General features: G+C 70.0%; 18 protein-coding genes. 7 read left to right on the plus strand and 11 right to left on the minus strand.

Annotated features, from left to right (window positions below):
* Positions 1-420: 420 nt before the first annotated feature.
* The 9 genes from ACFVYE_RS12900 to ACFVYE_RS12940 form a co-directional block, all read right to left on the minus strand.
* Entirely contained in the window at positions 421-885 is a 465-nt protein-coding gene (locus ACFVYE_RS12900; protein ID WP_383959342.1) for a CAP domain-containing protein, read from the minus strand.
* A gap of 426 nt (positions 886-1311) precedes the next feature.
* Positions 1312-1935, minus strand: coding sequence for a CAP domain-containing protein (locus tag ACFVYE_RS12905; protein WP_389605439.1), 624 nt, complete (start codon positions 1933-1935; stop codon positions 1312-1314).
* Between the two features lie 634 nt (positions 1936-2569).
* Positions 2570-3379 carry an enoyl-CoA hydratase/isomerase family protein gene (locus ACFVYE_RS12910; RefSeq protein WP_383959338.1) on the minus strand — a complete coding sequence of 270 codons (810 nt, stop codon included), beginning with the start codon at positions 3377-3379 and terminating at the stop codon, positions 2570-2572.
* Positions 3376-4506 (minus strand): cytochrome P450, encoded by a 1131-nt coding sequence (locus ACFVYE_RS12915; RefSeq protein WP_389605503.1) that lies wholly within the window; start codon positions 4504-4506, stop codon positions 3376-3378. The genes ACFVYE_RS12910 and ACFVYE_RS12915 overlap by 4 nt, the downstream gene beginning before the upstream one ends.
* 330 nt (positions 4507-4836) lie before the next feature.
* On the minus strand, positions 4837-6225 hold the full coding sequence (locus tag ACFVYE_RS12920) for a cytochrome P450 (RefSeq protein WP_383959336.1): 1389 nt from the start codon (positions 6223-6225) through the stop codon (positions 4837-4839).
* Between the two features lie 93 nt (positions 6226-6318).
* Complete coding sequence (locus ACFVYE_RS12925) at positions 6319-6909, minus strand: ATP/GTP-binding protein (RefSeq protein WP_383959334.1); 591 nt, start codon at positions 6907-6909, stop codon at positions 6319-6321.
* Positions 6884-7258, minus strand: coding sequence for a DUF742 domain-containing protein (locus ACFVYE_RS12930; protein WP_383959332.1), 375 nt, complete (start codon positions 7256-7258; stop codon positions 6884-6886). Before ACFVYE_RS12930 ends, ACFVYE_RS12925 begins: the two co-directional genes overlap by 26 nt.
* On the minus strand, positions 7255-7659 hold the full coding sequence (locus tag ACFVYE_RS12935; protein ID WP_383959330.1) for a roadblock/LC7 domain-containing protein: 405 nt from the start codon (positions 7657-7659) through the stop codon (positions 7255-7257). Before ACFVYE_RS12935 ends, ACFVYE_RS12930 begins: the two co-directional genes overlap by 4 nt.
* On the minus strand, positions 7656-8897 hold the full coding sequence (locus tag ACFVYE_RS12940; protein WP_383959328.1) for an ATP-binding protein: 1242 nt from the start codon (positions 8895-8897) through the stop codon (positions 7656-7658). The genes ACFVYE_RS12935 and ACFVYE_RS12940 overlap by 4 nt, the downstream gene beginning before the upstream one ends.
* 878 nt (positions 8898-9775) lie before the next feature.
* Here ACFVYE_RS12940 and ACFVYE_RS12945 point away from each other — a divergent pair.
* The 7 genes from ACFVYE_RS12945 to ACFVYE_RS12975 all read left to right on the plus strand — a co-directional run bounded on the left by ACFVYE_RS12945 (position 9776) and on the right by ACFVYE_RS12975 (position 15925).
* On the plus strand, positions 9776-10777 hold the full coding sequence (locus ACFVYE_RS12945) for a GlxA family transcriptional regulator (RefSeq protein WP_383959326.1): 1002 nt from the start codon (positions 9776-9778) through the stop codon (positions 10775-10777).
* Between the two features lie 109 nt (positions 10778-10886).
* Positions 10887-11639 carry an MBL fold metallo-hydrolase gene (locus tag ACFVYE_RS12950; RefSeq protein ID WP_389605443.1) on the plus strand — a complete coding sequence of 251 codons (753 nt, stop codon included), beginning with the start codon at positions 10887-10889 and terminating at the stop codon, positions 11637-11639.
* Between the two features lie 197 nt (positions 11640-11836).
* Positions 11837-12043, plus strand: coding sequence for a hypothetical protein (locus ACFVYE_RS12955; protein WP_383959322.1), 207 nt, complete (start codon positions 11837-11839; stop codon positions 12041-12043).
* A 217-nt stretch (positions 12044-12260) separates the two neighbouring features.
* On the plus strand, positions 12261-13130 hold the full coding sequence (locus ACFVYE_RS12960) for a JmjC domain-containing protein (protein WP_383979120.1): 870 nt from the start codon (positions 12261-12263) through the stop codon (positions 13128-13130).
* A 35-nt stretch (positions 13131-13165) separates the two neighbouring features.
* Positions 13166-14044, plus strand: coding sequence for a JmjC domain-containing protein (locus ACFVYE_RS12965; protein ID WP_383979123.1), 879 nt, complete (start codon positions 13166-13168; stop codon positions 14042-14044).
* A 192-nt stretch (positions 14045-14236) separates the two neighbouring features.
* Positions 14237-15298 (plus strand): helix-turn-helix domain-containing protein, encoded by a 1062-nt coding sequence (locus ACFVYE_RS12970; protein ID WP_383979126.1) that lies wholly within the window; start codon positions 14237-14239, stop codon positions 15296-15298.
* 162 nt (positions 15299-15460) lie between these two features.
* Positions 15461-15925 carry a hypothetical protein gene (locus ACFVYE_RS12975; RefSeq protein WP_383979129.1) on the plus strand — a complete coding sequence of 155 codons (465 nt, stop codon included), beginning with the start codon at positions 15461-15463 and terminating at the stop codon, positions 15923-15925.
* Positions 15926-15963: 38 nt separating this feature from the next.
* Here ACFVYE_RS12975 and ACFVYE_RS12980 read toward each other — a convergent pair whose 3' ends face one another.
* Both ACFVYE_RS12980 and ACFVYE_RS12985 read right to left on the minus strand, forming a co-directional pair.
* Positions 15964-16194, minus strand: coding sequence for a hypothetical protein (locus ACFVYE_RS12980; protein WP_389605447.1), 231 nt, complete (start codon positions 16192-16194; stop codon positions 15964-15966).
* 203 nt (positions 16195-16397) lie between these two features.
* Positions 16398-16625, minus strand: a complete 228-nt coding sequence (locus tag ACFVYE_RS12985; protein WP_383979133.1) for a response regulator transcription factor — start codon at positions 16623-16625, stop codon at positions 16398-16400.
* Positions 16626-16838: the final 213 nt, after the last annotated feature.

A 16838-nucleotide genomic window follows, 5' to 3' on the forward strand; every position in this document is an offset into this window, starting at 1 on the left:
ACCCCCCTTTGCTCGTGTCTGCGGTCGAGCTCTTCGACGTCGTAACCGGACAGCCGGATGCCGATGGTGCCGGGCTGCCGGTCCCGGTTGCCCCGGCGTGGCAGTCCGGCCGGACCGATCACGTCCGCATCACCGGTGCAGTCGACGAGCCGCGGGCGGACACCGGTTCGAGACCGTCCCTGCCGCACAGCTTGAGCTCCCATGCCTCACCCCGCCGCCGTAGAAGGGCGGCTGCGAGCGGGCCGTGTGCGGGGGCGAGGGGACCTGCTTCGCGGCGAAGGACCTCGGCTTCGACCGGTACTCGACCGGGCGGACGGGAAGGCGGCGAAAGGATCGCTTCCCCCGCCGCCGCCCGTGCCTCGCTCGGCCGAGACCGAGAGGGGGGTGGTGTCGAGAGGGGTGTCTGCTGAGCGGGGGCGCCTAGCCGGCCGCTTGCCTGTCGGGCTGTCCGAAGTCCTGGGTCCAGTAGTTGCCGGGCTGTGCGAGGCCTACGCCGATCTCCTTGAACGAGCAGTCGAGGATGTTGCGCTTGTGGCCGGGGCTGTTCATCCAGCCCGCCATGACGCTCTCGGGGGTGGTGTAGCCGTAGGCGACGTTCTCGCCGTACGCGCTCCGGTCGTATCCGGCGTGCATGATCCGGTCGCCCGGGGCCGAGCCGTCGGAGCCGGTGTGGGACATGTTCCGGTGGGAAGCCATGTCCGCGCTGTGCTTCCGGGCGGCCTTCGTGAGTTTCGCGTTCAACGTCAGCGGCGAGCAACCGACCGCGCTGCGCGCGCTGTTGACGAGCTTCAGCAGGCGGGCGGTTTCCTTCGCATGAGAGCCGAAGACGGCCGAGGCGGCGGCGGAGGGCACACCCGCGGCCTCCGCGGTTTCCGCGACGCCCATGGTTCCCATGGTTCCCACGGCTCCCAGAGCGACGACAGCAAGGGCCATCCGTCGGCGGGACCTCTTCGCGTGGTGCTTCCTCATGTGTGTGACCTCACTCGATACTCGATGTTCGCGTGGGAACGGCTTCAAGAGGGTGCTGCGGGAAGCGTCCGACTCGTGAACGGCCCGCACGTAGCCCGGCCTCCGGTGTTCTTGCCGCCTCCGGCGGTCCGCACCTGGTCCACGCTGCGACGAGCAAACCCGCATCGGAACGTTCCCTGTTGTCAGTGACAGATGTCAGACATTTCCCCATAAGTGAAGACTTTTGTCCGCTTGGTGCATCGCAGACTCGCAGGAGTGAGGTCGAGAATTCCGGACGCGTCCGGGCCCGCTTCACCGCAGTTGCGGTGAAGCGGGCTGATTATCGGGCCATTCGCGAAGGTCTTATCGGGCCGTTCCGAAGTCCTGGGTCCAGTAGTTGCCGGGCTGTGCGAGGCCTACGCCGATCTCCTTGAACGAGCAGTCGAGGATGTTGCGCTTGTGGCCGGGGCTGTCCATCCAGCCCGCCATGACGCTCTCGGGGGTGGAGTAGCCGTAGGCGACGTTCTCGCCGTACGCACTCCACTGGTAACCGGCGCGCGTGATCCGGTCGCCCGGGGCCGAGCCGTCGGAGCCGGTGTGGGACATGTTCCGGTGGGAAGCCATGTCCGCGCTGTGGTCCTGGGCGGCCTTCGTCAGCTTTGCGTTCATGGTCAGCGGCGAGCAACCGGCCTTGGAGCGCTCGCTGTTGACGAGCGTCAATATGCGGGCGGCGGCACCGGACGCCGGAGCGGCGGGCTCCGGTGCGCTCGTGGATGCGGCGGGCTTCGGTGTGCTCGTGGATGCGGCGGGCTTCGATGCGCTCCAATGTGCGGTGCGGTGTGCGGTGTGGGTCTGCCACGCCTCCGCAGCCGGCTTCTCGTGGGGGTCGAAGCAGGCCATGGCGGCAGAGGGCACACCCACGGCTCCCACGGCGACGACAGCGACGGCGATCTTCCGGTAGGACGTCTTCCTGCGGTGCTTCCTCATGCGTGTGACCTCGCTCGATAGTCGCGGAGCAGCTCCGGCCGGCTCCGCGCGCTCCCGCGCCCTGGCTCGCAGGCGCCTTGCGGTCGTCATTCTTGGAACGGCATTCGGGGCGGGGCAACAAGCGGAAGTACTACCTCCGCCCGTAGATACGGACGGCGCTTGAAACGGGCGCACGAGCGTGCTGGCGACGGCTGTCGCGCTTCGGAAAGGCACTGTTGCGGCGTCAGAAGCCGTCCCGTCGCCCGTCGAACGGGCGAGAAGGACGAGCGGACCGCATGCCGACGGAGCCTGCACGCGCATATCTGAACCAAGACGGACAAACAGCACCATGCGGTCGAGGCGGCATCTACTAACCAGTGCCCTGAGCCACGAAAAGCTCTGTGTCCGATGTCACTGGCAGGCTGTGCAACCATCCGCCCCGGTCCACTCCCGCGGTCATGGATGACGGCGCGTGACCTTGGTGGGCGGTGGTGTCGGTGGAGGTGCGGGAGTCGCACTCGTACGCCGTCCTCGTCGAGGCCACGGCGGCTCCGGTGCCGGCCCGCCGCGTCCACAACCATCACGCCCCCGGGGATCTTCGCGGCGGTCTTGAACAAGGCGGAAGGGGCGTGGTCGGGGCTCGTGAGCACCGGGCCTAGCGCATCGCCCCGGTTCCCCCGGCGTCGCGGGTCCGGCGGGTCGCGGCCGCGACGGTGGCCATCAGCTCCGCGTCCAGGACGGACGGATCGGCCAGCCGCGTCGGGGCGGCGTACGAGTTGAGCAGTGCCTTTGTGACGCGCAGGGCGGCCTCGGGGCGGCGCACGATGGGCTTGGTCCACGCTGTGACCGCCTCGTCGAGGGCGTCCGCGGGCACGATGCGCTGGAGGACCGACAGTTCGTACGCCTCGGCGGCGTCGAAGGCGCGTCCGGTCAGGATGAGTTCGCGGGCACGGGCGGCGCCGACCTCATGGATCAGTCGGGGCAGCACGCCGCCCCAGGCGGTGGGCAGCCCGAGCGCCAGCTCCGGCAGCCGGAATCCGGCGGTGTCGGCGCCGACGCGCAGATCGCAGGCGAGGGCCAGTGCCAGTCCCGCGCCGATCGCCTTGCCCTGGATCCTGGCGATGGTGACCGCCTGGCTGGTGGAGATCGCCTCGCAGACGCGGCGGGCCTTGTCGCCCGCGATCCGGATGCCCCGCCCGGTGGGGTCCTGGTCGAGCCAGTCGGCGAACTCGTTCCGGTCCCCGCCCAGGCAGAAGTCGTCCCCGGCACCGCTGAGCACCAGCACCCGGACGTCGGGGTCCGGTACGGCCAGAACCGTCAGCAGATCGTCCAGCATCGCCTCGGTGACCGCGTTGCCGGTGTCGGGGCAGTTCAGCTCCACGCGCAGGACGGGGCCCTCGCGCACGGTGCGTACCGTGCTCGGCCGCCGGTACGGGGACAGGTAGTCGGGGAGCGAGAGCTTCATATCGCGACGCCCATCGAGGTCACACGCCTGAAGACCAGACGGGACGCGTAACCGGGCCCCGTGACGGCGCGCAGGGTGGGGAAACGCTTCAGGAGCTGGGTCAGGAGCGTACGTGCCTCAAGGCGGGCGAGGGCCGCGCCCAGGCAGTAGTGCACACCGCCCCCGAAGGTGAGGTGGGTGCCGGTGCGCTCGATGTCGAAGGAATCCGGGTCCTCGTTGCGCCGGGGGTCGTGGTTGGCGGCCCCGTACATGACGTGGACCATGCTGTCCTTCGCGATCGGCACGCCCGCCAGGACCGTGTCGTCGGCGGCGACCCGGGTGTTGATGTGGATGGGCGGGTCGTACCGGAGGGCCTCGTCGACGGCGGCGTCGATGTATCCGGGGTGCTCCGCGAGCCACGCCCACCGGCCGGGCTCCCTCAGCAGCAGCCCCACCATGGTCGACAGCAGCGTCGCGGTGGTCTCCAGAGAGGCGATGGTGACGAACATGGTGAGACGGTAGAGGATCTCGTCCGCCGCCTCGCGGTCGGGTTCCATGGCGTCCCAGGCGTGTATCCAGCCGGTCAGGACATCGTTGCCGGGGTTCGCACGGCGCTCTTTCACCAGGTCGGTGAAGTACGCGCGCAGATGAACGGTCGCCTCGGCGGACACGGTGAGCTCGCTCTTGGTGGGCAGCAGCTCCTGGGCGTGCACCTGGTTGTGGGTGATCTCCAGGATGTGGGAGTAGTCCTCGGGCGGGATCCCCAGCCAGGAGCCGATGGTGCTGATCGGGAGCTGCTCGCTGACCGTACTGACGAAGTCGGTCTCGCCCCGGCGCAGTTTGTCGGCCAGCTCGTCGAGAAGCCGGGTGACGTGCTCCTCGACCTGAGGGGTCAGCCGCTGGATGGTGGAGCGGTCGAAGAGGTTGCCGAGGCTGCGGCGCTGGCATGTGTGCTCGGGCGCGTTGAGGCGCGAGAGTGTCTTGGTCATCTCCTGCGTGGCGAGTGCGTCCCAGCGCTCGGTGTCCGCCTGGCGTTCCTGCCAGGCGAAATCCGGTGCCAGCCAGTTGCGGCCGCGCAGCACCTCGCTGCATGTGTCGAAGCCGGTGACGAAGTACGCGTTCCAGGGAGCGCGTACGACGTCACCCATGGATCTCAGCTCGCCCAGGAGAGCGTAGGGATCAGCCTGCCCCTCCGGCGATTTGAGACGCCGCAGGAGGGAGATGAGGGCACGGCGGTCGACGGTGGTGGGCCTGTCTGTGCCACATATTGCGCTCACGCAGAGTTCCTTGTCCTGGGCTCATGGTTATGGCCAGAACCTACCCCTCCGCATGTATATGCCATGCGTAGTTCTTTGTTGCCCGTGTCACAGGCAAATGTCTTGTTGACCCCTTGCTATCTGCGGAACAGTCCCTACTTCAGACCTGCATGACGCGCGGTCATGCGTACAAGTCGTCAGAACCTTTGCACCGGCCCTCCGTCACACGCGGAAGACGTCCAGGAAGGAACTCCACCAGCCCTTCGTCTTCTTCTGCGGCTCCATGTGGTCGTAGCGCGCGGCGGGAGCCTCGTCGGAGGCGGCGATCCGGGACGGAACGGGCGACTGCGCGGCCGTCGCCGCATGGCGCGCGGCGCTCGGGCTGAACCGGACCGGCAGGGACACCAGCGCCCGGTGGAACGGACCCGGCCGCCATTCGACCGCCGAGGCCGGCACGGCGAGAGTGAGGTCCGGCACCGTGTTGAGGATCTTCTCGATCGCGGTGAGGGCGATGAGCTGTGCGGGGGACTTCGCCGGGCAGACATGGGGGCCGGCCCCCCAGGCCAGATGGGCGCCCTTGCTCAGGGTCTGGCGGGCATCGGTGAGCGCGGGATCGCTGTTCGCGGCGGCGAAACTGATCAGTACGGGGGTGCCCGCCTTCAGCGTCACTCCGCCGAGGTCGACGTCCTGGACCGGGTAGTGCGTCGCGTAGTTGGCGATCGGCGGGTTGTTCCACAGCACGTCGTCGAGGGCGTCCTCGACCAGCATCCCCGTCCCTCGCCGCTGCGGACTCCCGGTGTCGTCGGACAGCATGAGAAGCAGTGCGTTGGCGATGAGATTGCGTTCCGGCTCGACGCCCGCGCCCATCAGCATGACGAGCTGGTCCTTGAGCTCCTCGTCCCGCAGGCCCGCCGGGTGCTGGATGAGCCAGGACGTGATGTCCTCGCCGGGCTGCCGCCGCTTGAGGGCGACGAGCTCCATCAGGCACTCCGTCAGCTCGGCGTTGGCCCGCAGTACGTCCTCGCCGTCGAAGATCGCGGACATGCCACGGGTCAGCCGGTCGCCGATGTCACCGGGGCAGCCGAAGAGCTGGTTGAAGAGCAGCAGCGGCAGAAGCTTGGCGTAGTCGCCCAGCAGGTCGGCGCTGCCGCGTTCGATGAACTGGTCGATGAGGTAGTCGGCGATGCGCTCGACATCCCGGCTGAGCCGGGTGGTGTTGAGGCGGCCGAGGCTCTCGGTGACCGCCTTGCGCAGGCGAAGATGCTCGGTGCCGTCCGTGAACAGGCAGTTGGGCCGGTACGCCATCATGGGCAGCACCGGACTGTCGAGCGGTACGCGGCCCTCCCGCAGCGCCGCCCACCGCCGTGAGTCACGGGCGAAGAAGGAGGGGTTCTGCAGGACCCGGAGCGCGGCCTCGTGCTGCACGACCAGGGTGGCCTCCACCCCGGGAGCCAGCTCGATCGGAGCGGCGAGCCCGTGCGCCCGGAACTCGTTGTACACACGCTGCGGATCGGACGCGAACTCCGGCCCGTAGAGCGACGTCTGCCGCGCACCGTGCATCGGGCACCCGGTGGGGGCGCTGTGCGGGGTGGCTCCCGGCTGAGAGTCCATGTGTGATTCCTCGGTGTGATCGCGGGCCTCGCAGGGCCCGGACGGTGGACGGAAAACGGGGCTGGGCCCCCGTGCCGGCGTACGGAGCAGAGGTCAGGCCACCCGCACGAGAAGGTGCTGGACCAGAGTGATCAGGGCCTGCGCGGACGACTTCTCGTCCCGGGCGTCGCAGTAGACGACCGGGGTGTCCGGCAGCAGATCGAGAGCCTCGCGCAACTCCTCCTCGGCATGCCGGGAGTACGGGTCGAAGCTGTTGACCGCGACCGCGTACTCCAGCCCGTACGTCTCGACGAGGTCGATCACCGGGAAGGTGTCGGCGAGACGGGCCGGGTCGACGAGAAGGAGTGCGCCCAGCGAGCCCCGCGCCATGTCCTCCCACAGCTCGACGAAGCGCTGCTGGCCCGGCGTACCGAACAGGTACAGCACCAGCTCGTCGCTGAGCGTCAGACGGCCGAAGTCCAGCGCGACCGTCGTCGTCACCTTGTCGGGCGCGCCCCGCAGATCGTCGATGTGGGCACTGGCCTGCGTCATCCTCTCCTCGGTACGCAGCGGAGTGATCTCGGAGAGGGTGCCGATGAGCGTCGTCTTGCCCACGGCGAAGTGTCCGACGACGAGGATCTTCGCCGCACGCTGTACCGCGTCCGGCACATAGATGTTCTCAGCCGAACCGGACGTGTAGTCCATGCAACACCTCTTCGAGGATCTTCCTGTCAACGAGCTGAGCCGGCGGTGGCGCCTTGCGGCGCATCAGATGACCCTGATCCGCTAAGTCGTTCAGCAGCAGCCGTGCCACTCCGACGGGCAGCTCCAGATGGCCCGCGACCTCGGCCACCGACAGATAGCCGCCGGAGCACAGCTCCCAGATCGCCCGGACCTCGGGGCTCGGGTTCGGGGGCTGCTGCCGGTCGGGTGCGATGGTGACCAGAGTGACGAGGGAGAGGCCCTCCGCATCGGGCAGACCGCGCCCGCCGGTGATGACGTAGGACCGGACGAACCCGCTGCTGACCGCCTGCTCCTCGCCCGGCGTCGTCATGCTTCGCTTCCGGCGCTCTGGCGGGGAGGTGTGGTCATCGCCTTCCCCAGTGCGGCGACCTGTTGCTGCATACGGAAGGACATGGCCTCCATGTCCACGTCGGCCGCGGCTGCCGCCGCCAGATAGGCGCCGGTACCGGCAGCGATCAGGAAGATCCAGCCGTGCTCGTACTCGAGGAGCGTCTGGTGCCAGCGGCCGGGGGTCTGGGCCCCGATGAAGGGGGCGACGGCCCGGCTCAGCGACTGCATGGAACTCATCGCCGCCGCCACGGTCTCCGCATCGTCCCGGCCGATCTCACTGGAGTTGGCCAGCAGCAGACCGTCGGCGGAGACGAGGATCGCGTGCCGTGCGCCGGGTACCTGGAGCACATCGTTGAGTACCCAGGTCAGATCGGGGTTCACTGGAACTCGGGTCCTTCCGTCGTCGTCGTGTCACGCCCGGACCGTGTTCCGCGCTGGAACGCGCCCAGGCGGGAAGCGGTCTCCTCGTTGCTGCGCACCGGCCCGGGCTCGGCCGACGGCACCACTGACACCGGGCTCTTGCGACGACGCTTGGGCAGGCCACCGGCGGTGGTGGAAGACACCGTCGGCTGCGGGGCGGGGGCCGACTGTGCGGCCGGAGGGAACAGGGGAGTCGGAGGCGGCGTGGGTGCCTGGCGGCGGGGGAGCGCCGACACACCCGCATCGCGGCCACCGGTGGCCGCGGGGGCCGCAAGGGGCGCCGGGGGTGCCGGCGCATCGCCGGTGAGAAGCTCGTCGGGCAGGAGAACCACCGCGCGTACGCCTCCATAGGGGGATACGGAGTCCACCGAGACCTTGAACCCGTAGCGGGCGGCCAGCATGCCGGAGACAGCGAACCCGAATTGTGGGGGAATACCCAGACTGGAGACGCTGATCGCGGCCTGAGGCGCGAGGAGAGCCGCCGCGCGGTCCTTCTCCTCCTGGCCCATGCCGAGACCGGCGTCGTCGACGATGAGGCAGACGCCCTTCGGGACGGCCTGGATGTTGATCTCCACCGGAGCGCCGGGCGCGGAGTAGTTGGTGGCGTTGGCCAGCAGCTCGGCGAGGACCACCGCCACCGGTTCCACGGCCTTGCTGACGACGGAGAAGTTGACCTGCCCGTTGACCCGGACCCGGTCGAACTGCCGGATGCGGCCCTGGGCACTGCGGGCCACGTCGAAGACGGAGGCGACCGTCTCCCTGCGCCCGAGCCAGCCGCCGCACAGCACCGCGATGCCCTGCGCGCGGCGCCCGAACTGGCTGTTGGCGTGGTCGATGGCCATCAGGTCGGCGAGCATGTTGGGGTCGTCGCCGTACTTCTTCTGGGCGTTCTCGATGACCACCTGCTGCTCGTCCGCGAGACCCTGAAGGGTGCGCACGGCCGCCTTGAGGACGGCCTTGGTCTCCTCCTCGGCGTCCTTGCGGACCTCGGCCAGCTCGGCTGCCTGACGATGCAGCAGACCGGTGTGGGCGAGGTGGAGTTCATCCCGCTGCCGTTGCAGCGTGTCGCGTTCCCCCCGGAGGTCGGCGTTCTGTCTGCGCAGTCCGATGTTGGTCTTGCGAGCCCGCAGGACGGCACCCACAGCGACCAGTGCTACGACAACCAGTGCCCAGAAGAGAGGGCCCTGTGTAAATGTCATGAGACTCACTTCAAGTGCCATGGCTATGGAAAAACGGCTTGACGCTCCCTCATGTGCGGTACGCCCCGGGCTCGTTGAGCCACGGATTGCCGCCGCGCAGGGAAGGCCCCTCCGAAAGTGGGGCCGAGGAATTCATCCCTCCCGGAATGCCCCCATATGCCATCAGCCCACTGGAAGTAAGATGATCTTAGCATCGGCCTCTCAGGTAAATGTCAAGACCAACACGCCAGTTGCACTCTTGACGCTGAATGTTCACATCCACGGGTGGAGTCGCCGCCCCCCACCGCCCTGCCGCCACCCTGACCTGCGGCGAAGAGATATGACGGATATTCAGGGTCGTACGGGGATCTGGCGGTGCCCGGAGGGCTGCGGCAGCTCTTTCACGGAGTCCACGAGCGCGCGTACGGGCGGCGACCGGGGCCGCTCGCCCGTACGCGAGCAGCGCGAGCCTTCTGCTGTGACGGGGGCGATCGGTACGAGAACGAGATCTTCCGGGACCGGCGGCCGTGAGGCCTCCGGCGGGACCGATACCCCACGTCGGCCGCCCTGGCCGTCTCGGCCCCCGGCCAGGTCCGCCGGCCCCTCCACGGTCCACCTGGACCTGGCCGGGCGGCCGACTGCTGGAGAGGGCCCGGTTCGTCGCCGGGACGTACGCGCTGCCGCGAAAGCCCCTCGGCGCACTTCCGTCGACAGCCGGTGTCGCGCTGTGCGGGCCGGACTCCGAGAGCTACGGACGAAACGGTGTCACGCGGTTCGTGCACCACCGCCGGAAGGCATGCGGGCTGCCTGGGCGGCCTTGCCCGACAGTCTTGCTCGATGGCCGAATATTACAGAGATCCGTCATTGCGGACATTGCGGCCGTGAGTGAGTGTTGAGACATGAGCAATTCCCCTCCGGTCCCGCATCTGGTCGTGATCCCGGTGTTCCCAGGAGTCAACGCGCTCGACGTGACCGGACCGGCCGAGATCTTCGCGCTGGCCGGCCGGATGCTGCCCGAGGGGCGGGCACCGTACGACGTACGGGTGGTCGGGGAGCGGCGCGGTGACGTGGCGACCTTCTCGGGCGTACGGCTCTGCGTCGACGGGACATTTGCCGGTGAACGCGAGAGGCCGGACACCGTGCTGGTGCCCGGTCGGGTGGACATCGGTCCGCAGGGCCCGGTGCCGCGGGTCGACGAGGCCGTGGTCGCGTGGCTCCGTGAGGTCGGGCCGGAGGCCGGCCGGGTCGCTTCGGTGTGTGCGGGGGCACATGTGACGGCGGCCGCCGGCCTGCTCGACGGCCATCGCGTCACGACGCACTGGGCGACCGCCGCACGCCTTGCCGCGGAGTACCCGGAGATCGAGGTCGAGGCCGACCCGATCTTCGTACGCTCGGGGCGGATGTGGACCAGCGCAGGACTCACCTCGTCGATGGATCTCGCACTCGCCCTGGTCGCGGACGACCACGGGGACCGGGTCGCACTGGAAGTGGCCCGGATCATGGTCATGTATCTGCAACGACCCGGCGGTCAGAGCCAGTTCAGCGTGCCGCTCGCCCAGCAGGCGGGCGGCCGGGACGATGTGCGGAGCCTGCGCCTGTGGATCGGTGCGCATCTGGACTCCGATCTGTCGGTGCCCGCGCTGGCTTCCCGGATGGAGATGAGCGAGCGCCACTTCGCGCGGACCTTCCACGCCGAGACCGGCAGCACGCCCGGTGCGTTCGTCGAGGAGATGCGGCTGGAGGCCGCGCGCAGACTTCTGGAGCGAACGGACCGGGTGCTGGACGACGTGGCGCGAGCCTGCGGTTTCGGTTCCGTGGAGACCCTGCATCGGGTCTTCCGCGATCGCCTCGGCACAACACCGGCCGCCTACCGGCGCCGTTTCCGGACCGCCGCGCACTGACCGCCACGAATCCGACCGCCGAACACCATCGGCGCCGCAGCACGCGGCGTCGAGCACTCCCGCATGCCGCGACACGCGGCGACACCGAGCTCACACAGAAGGATCTGTCATGAAGATCACCGTCACCCACATAGGCACCGCGACCGTCCTGCTGGAGATCGGCGGCCTGCGCCTGCTGACCGACCCGGCATTCGACCCCGCACCCGCCGTGTACCGGCACGACCCGGTCACTCTGCGCAGCACCAGTGGCCCCGCGATCCGCGCGTCCGAGCTGCCCCGGGTGGACGCCGTGCTGCTCAGCCACGACGAACACCCCGACAACCTGGACGCCACCGGCCGCGGGCTCCTGGCCGGCCGCCCCGTACTCACCACCGTCAGCGGCGCAACGCGCCTCGGCGGTGACGCCCGCGGCCTGGCGCCGTGGGAGACCCGGACGCTGACCGTCGGCAACGGGACCCTGCGGATCACGGGCACGCCCGGTCTGCACGGTCCCGTCGGGGACGTCACCGGTTTCGTCATCGAGGCGCCGGGCGAGGACGAGGCCGTCTACATCTCCGGCGACACCGTCCACATTCCCGAACTCGACGAAATCGGCCGGCGATTCACGATCGGCACCGCCCTGCTGCACCTGGGGGCGGCGCGCATCGAAGCCTTCGGCGGAGGCGAACTGATCACCATGGACGGCGAACAGGCCGCATCACTCACCCGCTCGCTCGGTGCCCGCAGGGTGGTCCCGGTCCACTACGACTCCTGGGACCACTTCACCGAGGGACGCGAACAGATCGCCGCCGGCTTCACCGAGGCAGGCCTCGCGGACCGCCTCCACTGGCTCACTCCGGGAATCGCCGAACCTCTCGACTGACACGGCGTCGCCACTCCCGTTGTCCGCTCACGGCGTGCCCGCTCCTCCCGGGACCTCGGGTCACGTGCATGCGGGAGCGGGCTCTCGTCACTGTCGGCGACCGCGCGCGGAAACCAGGATGGAGATCAGCCAAGGGGAAGCGCCCCGGGGCACGAACCCCGGCCTCACAGGGCCGGCCCGATGACACAGGAGATCTCATGAACCTCTCGCGGAACACCGCGCAGCCGACCGACGCCCAGCCCAAGGCCGGCCTGACCCTGTCCCGCAAGGCCGCCCTCGGCGTCGCCGCGGCCGCGGTCATCGGCGGCTCGATGTTCGCCCCGAGCGCCTTCGCCGCGTCGGACTCCGCGCCCAGCCACTCCGTCGAGGCGGGCTGCGGGGATTGCTACCCGGACGTCATCTGATCCCGGCAGTCATCCGGCCCCGGCAGTCGTCCGACACCGGCAGCCGGCCGGCCCCGGCAGTGACCCGACCCGGCAGCCGGCCGGTTCCGGAGCCGTCCGACTCCCGTAGTTCCCTTCGGATCCGACCCCCGACAGCGCCCTGACGGGGCCCGCCGGCCCCCCGTGCCGGCGGGCCCCGCAGCCGGAGCGTGAGCAACGTGAGCAAGGAGAGTGAGCCGTGAACTGGCTCGAACGCTGTGTTTCCGACGCGGAACGGTTCCTCAGCACGCAGTGGCGCCAAGGGCCCGTCGTGCTGCGGCCGGACGATCCGCCCACCGAAATCCTCACCCCCGCCGACCTCGACGACCTCATCGACTCGGGCGCCCTGAGAGTGCCCTACGCCGGACTGTTCACGACGGCGGGCGCCGTGCCGGAGGCGGACTTCTGCCCGCCACGCGTGGTCGCCGGGCGGTATCTCGAAGGCTGGCTCGACCCGGAGCGCGTACGGACGCTGATCCGGGAGGAGCGGGCCACCCTGCAACTGCGCTACGTCAACCACTGGTACCCGCCGGTCCGGCAGCTCACCGCCGGTCTCGCCGAGCAACTCGGGCGGCTGGCCGAGGCGTTCTGCTTCTACTCGCAGCCCGGACGCTTCGGCGCCGTACACCGGGACGACGGCGACATCCTCGTGCTCCAGCTCAGCGGCGCCAAGCACTGGCAGGTGTTCGGCGGCCCCACCGACGCGGACTGGCAGCCCGTACGGGAGGACGACCCGGGCCCCGTCCTGCTCGACACCGTCGTACGGCCGGGCGAGGTCCTGTACGTCCCGAACGGCTACGCCCACACCGCGCAGGCCACCGAGGACGGCCCCTCGCTGCACCTCACGATCGCGTTGCGCGAGGCCGGCGCCGGGCACCTGCGCGCGGAGCTGCAGTCCCTGCTCGCCTCCGGCCTCGTCCTGCCCGCCCGCCCCCTCGACGACGCGGATCTGACCGGAACGGCCGCCGCCCTCCTCGACCACTTCCGCGACAGGCTCGACAGAGCGAGCGCCGAGTCCCTCGTGCACAGCGCCCGCCTGCACGCGTACAGCAGCCGCCCCACGGCCTGACCGGCCGGAGCACCCGACGGAGAGTGAGACCAACGATGGACTGGCTGAAACGATGTGTCCGGGACGAGCAGGAGTTCTTCGCCACGCATTGGCGCCGCGCACCGGCCGTGCTGCGCCCCGACGACCCCCCGGTGGACCTCCTGGACACCGCCGAACTGGACGGCCTGCTCGATGCCGGGCTGCTCAAGGTGCCCTACATCGGGCTCGTTCACGAGGACAGCCACGTACCCGCCGAACGGTTCTGCACGCCCCGGGTGGTGCTCGGTGAGGTGGTCGAGGACTACGCAGACGCGGAACTCGTGCGCCGGTTGGTCGACGACGAGCGGGCCACCGTACTGCTGCGGTACGTGGACCAGTGGCACCAGGGTGTACGGGCGCTCACCACGGGCCTTGCCGAGCAACTCGGCCGCCAGGTCGAGGCGTTCTGCTTCCGCACCCCCGCGGGCACCCAGGGCCGTCCCCTCCACCGCGACGACGCCGACGTCCTCGCGATCCAGATCAGCGGGGAGAAGCGCTGGCGCGTCCACGCCGGACCGGTCGACGGGAACTGGGAACCGGCCAGGGTGGACGGCGACCCGGGCGCGGTGCTGCTGGAGACCGTCCTGCGACCCGGCGAAGTCCTGTACGTCCCGAGGGGGTTCGCGCACCATGCGGACGCCGTGGGCGACGCTCCGTCCGTCCACCTCTCGCTGACCGTACGCGAGGCGGGCACCGCGAACCTGTACGCCCTGCTGCAGGCTCTCCTCGCGGACGGAGCCGCGATCCCCGGCCGGCCGCTCGGTGACGAGGCGCTCACCGATGCCGCCGAGGCCCTGATCGGCCACACCCGCCGCACCCTGGCGACCCTGACCCCCGAGGCGCTGGTGGCCCACGCGCGCGCCGCCATGCGCGCGACGATGCCGGCCGCCGCGTGAGCCGTCCGACCGGTGCCGGTCCCTGGACCGCCGCGCTGCCCGCAGCACAGCCCCCGATGCACCCGGGCTCGGGGGCCTTTGCGTAGTCCTGACGCGACAAGATCTTTTCTGCCTGTCCCTTCTGCCTATCCTTGCCCGGGGCATCCGATGCGCCGGTCGGCACCACCCGTCAGACGGCGACGAGGGGGGTACGTGGAGGGGCAGGAGCAGGTACGCACCGGGCCGTTCGAGGCGGCCCGGGGGCTGGGCGAGAACGACCTCGCCGTGTACGGCTGGGTCCTCGAACACCGTACGGGCGACCCGGAGGCCGTGTCCGAGGCCACCGGGATCGGCCCCGAGGAGGCCGGACTGAGCCTGGAACGGCTGCGGCGGGCCCAGCTGTTGCACACGCAGAACGTTCCCGGGGGCTCCCGGGAGCTGTTCGCGGTAGCGCCCGAGACCGCGCTGGCGCAGTTGGCCGCGCCCGTGGAGGCGAAGATACGCGAACAGCAGGACAGGCTCGCAGGTATGCGCCAGGACCTCGGTCCCTTCGTCGCGTGCTACCACCAGCGGCATTCCCGCAGCGAGTCGTTGGAGCTGCTGGAGAATGTGCAGGACGTCCGCAACACCCTCAACCAGGCGTCGAACCGCTGCCGCAAAGAGGTGCTGACCAGCCAGCCCGGCGGCGGGGCGCGGGATCCCGAAGCGATGCGGGAGGCGCTGGTGCGGGACCAGTCGATGCTGGAGCGCGGCATCCAGCTGCGTACGCTCTACCACCACACGGCCCGCTTCAACGGCCCCAGCCAGGCCTACGTGGCCGCCGCGTCGGCGCTGGGCGGCAAGTACCGCACCGCGCACGAACTGTTCGGCCGGCTCATCGTCTTCGATCGCGAACTCGCCTTCATCCCTGTGCAGGACGACAGTTGGGGAGCTGTCGTCATACGGGACCCGTCCACGGTCAGGTACCTCTGCGAGATCTTCGAGCAGACGTGGGACCGGGCCACCCCGTTCGCCGATGCCGTCAGCCAGGGCCTGGAAGAGGTGTCCCGGGAGATCCACGAGACGATCGTCCGGCTGCTCGCAGCCGGTCTGAAGGACGAGGCCATCGCACGCAGACTCGGCATGTCGCTGCGTACCGCCCGCCGGCACATCGCCGACATCATGGAGGAGCTGGACGCCACGAGCCGCTTCCAGGCCGGCGCCCACGCTGCGACCCGGGGGCTCCTGGTGAACACCGCTCCCGAAGCGGGACCGCCCGACGGCCCGGTCGCCTGACGTCCGTCAGCCGACGGACGGCCGTATCCGTCGGTGTCCGGCCCGTGCTCCGGTAGCGAACTCACGCGACTGGCCCGGGGCCGCCCGGTGCCGGATGCTGTCAGCAGAGCCCGCGCGGGACGCTTCCTGCGCGGCGCTTCGGCGGAGAGCACGAGGAGGGACATGGACGGCCGGCCCCTGGCACCTCCGGCACCCCGGGCGGAGAGTGAAGGCGCGCTCCATCTGCGGGAGTTGCTGCTGTTTCTCTCGGTGCACCTGGACCGGGCGCCCGGCGTGATGTGGCCCGAGTACGAGCATCCGGCCCTCGACAGCCCGCAACGGCCGGAAGCACTCGATGATCTGGCCGCCGAACTCGGCCTGCGTACCGGCCTGGTCACGAGCAGCGGCCGGGGCAGTCGCACATGCGGGGGTGCGCGGAACCCCGCCGCACATCTGGTGATCCATCAGACCGAGGGCGCGGGGTTGTGGCGACTGCGCGGTGCCCGGGCCGATGGCGGCGCGGGGGCCTTCCGTCACCGGCTGCGGTCGGGCGAAGTCCTCTACATTCCGGCAGGCTGGTCCTGGGCGGTGGAACTCACGCCGGGAGCACAGTACGTGGTCACCGATCTGACGCCGCCGGGCAGCTAGGCCCTGGTGGCCCGGCGGACGCAGGGTGTCCCGTGGGATCAGCCGCCCCATGAGGTGTCGCACGTGTGCACCGTTCCCCGGCCCGGCAGTTCCCCGTCCGTGACGTTCCATCCGGTGGCCGGGTCGCTCGTGGTTCTCTCGGCCGAGACGGTCACCGAGGAGAGCTCGATACCGCCGCAATCGATGTCGGCGGCGTACGCGGGGGAGGCGGGACGGAGGACCAACAGAGCGGCGGTGGCGGTGAGGAGCAGGGCAAGGCGCTTCGGCATGATTCCCCCCAGGGACATGGTGTGGGGCCCGCCTTTTCGGCGGGCCCGCTCCGTTCGTGCGGTGTGTGACCACACTGGCCCAGGCCTGTCGCGTATGTACGGGAGCGAGCCCCTCACCAAGGTGCGTGACCGCTAAGTGAAGGGGGCTCGAATGCCCTCAAGCCGGTGGAAGTCCGGCGAATTTCCGGTTCGTGCGCGCGCTTTCAGGCCAAGTAGCCCCGCTGGATGGCCAGCACCACCAGCTGGGTCCGGTTGCTCGTGCCCGTCTTGTCGCGGAGCCGGCGCAGATGGGTGTCGACCGTGTGCGGGCTGATGCCCAGCCGACGGCCGATTCCCCAGTAGGTCTCGCCTCCTGCGAGCAGCGTCAGGACCTGGCGCTCGCGGGGGGTCGGTGTGGGCTCGCAGACAACGGTGTTCAGGGCGTCCGGCATGGCGGGCTCCTCCTCGTCGACGGGTGGCCGGCGGGCGCTGGTCCCGTCCGGGCATCCACCACACTGGGCCACCTGCGAACCCGCCCGCGAGGGGCCGGACACCTCATCAAGCTGCCTGACAGCAAAGCGAGGCGGCGACAAAGGGGGATGAAGCGCTCTGCGTCGGTGCGGGTGCGGGTGCGGGAGCGGGGCCGACGCGGGACCGGCGCGGGG

The organism is Streptomyces sp. NPDC058239, assembly GCF_042882185.1.
Lineage (GTDB): Bacteria > Actinomycetota > Actinomycetes > Streptomycetales > Streptomycetaceae > Streptomyces.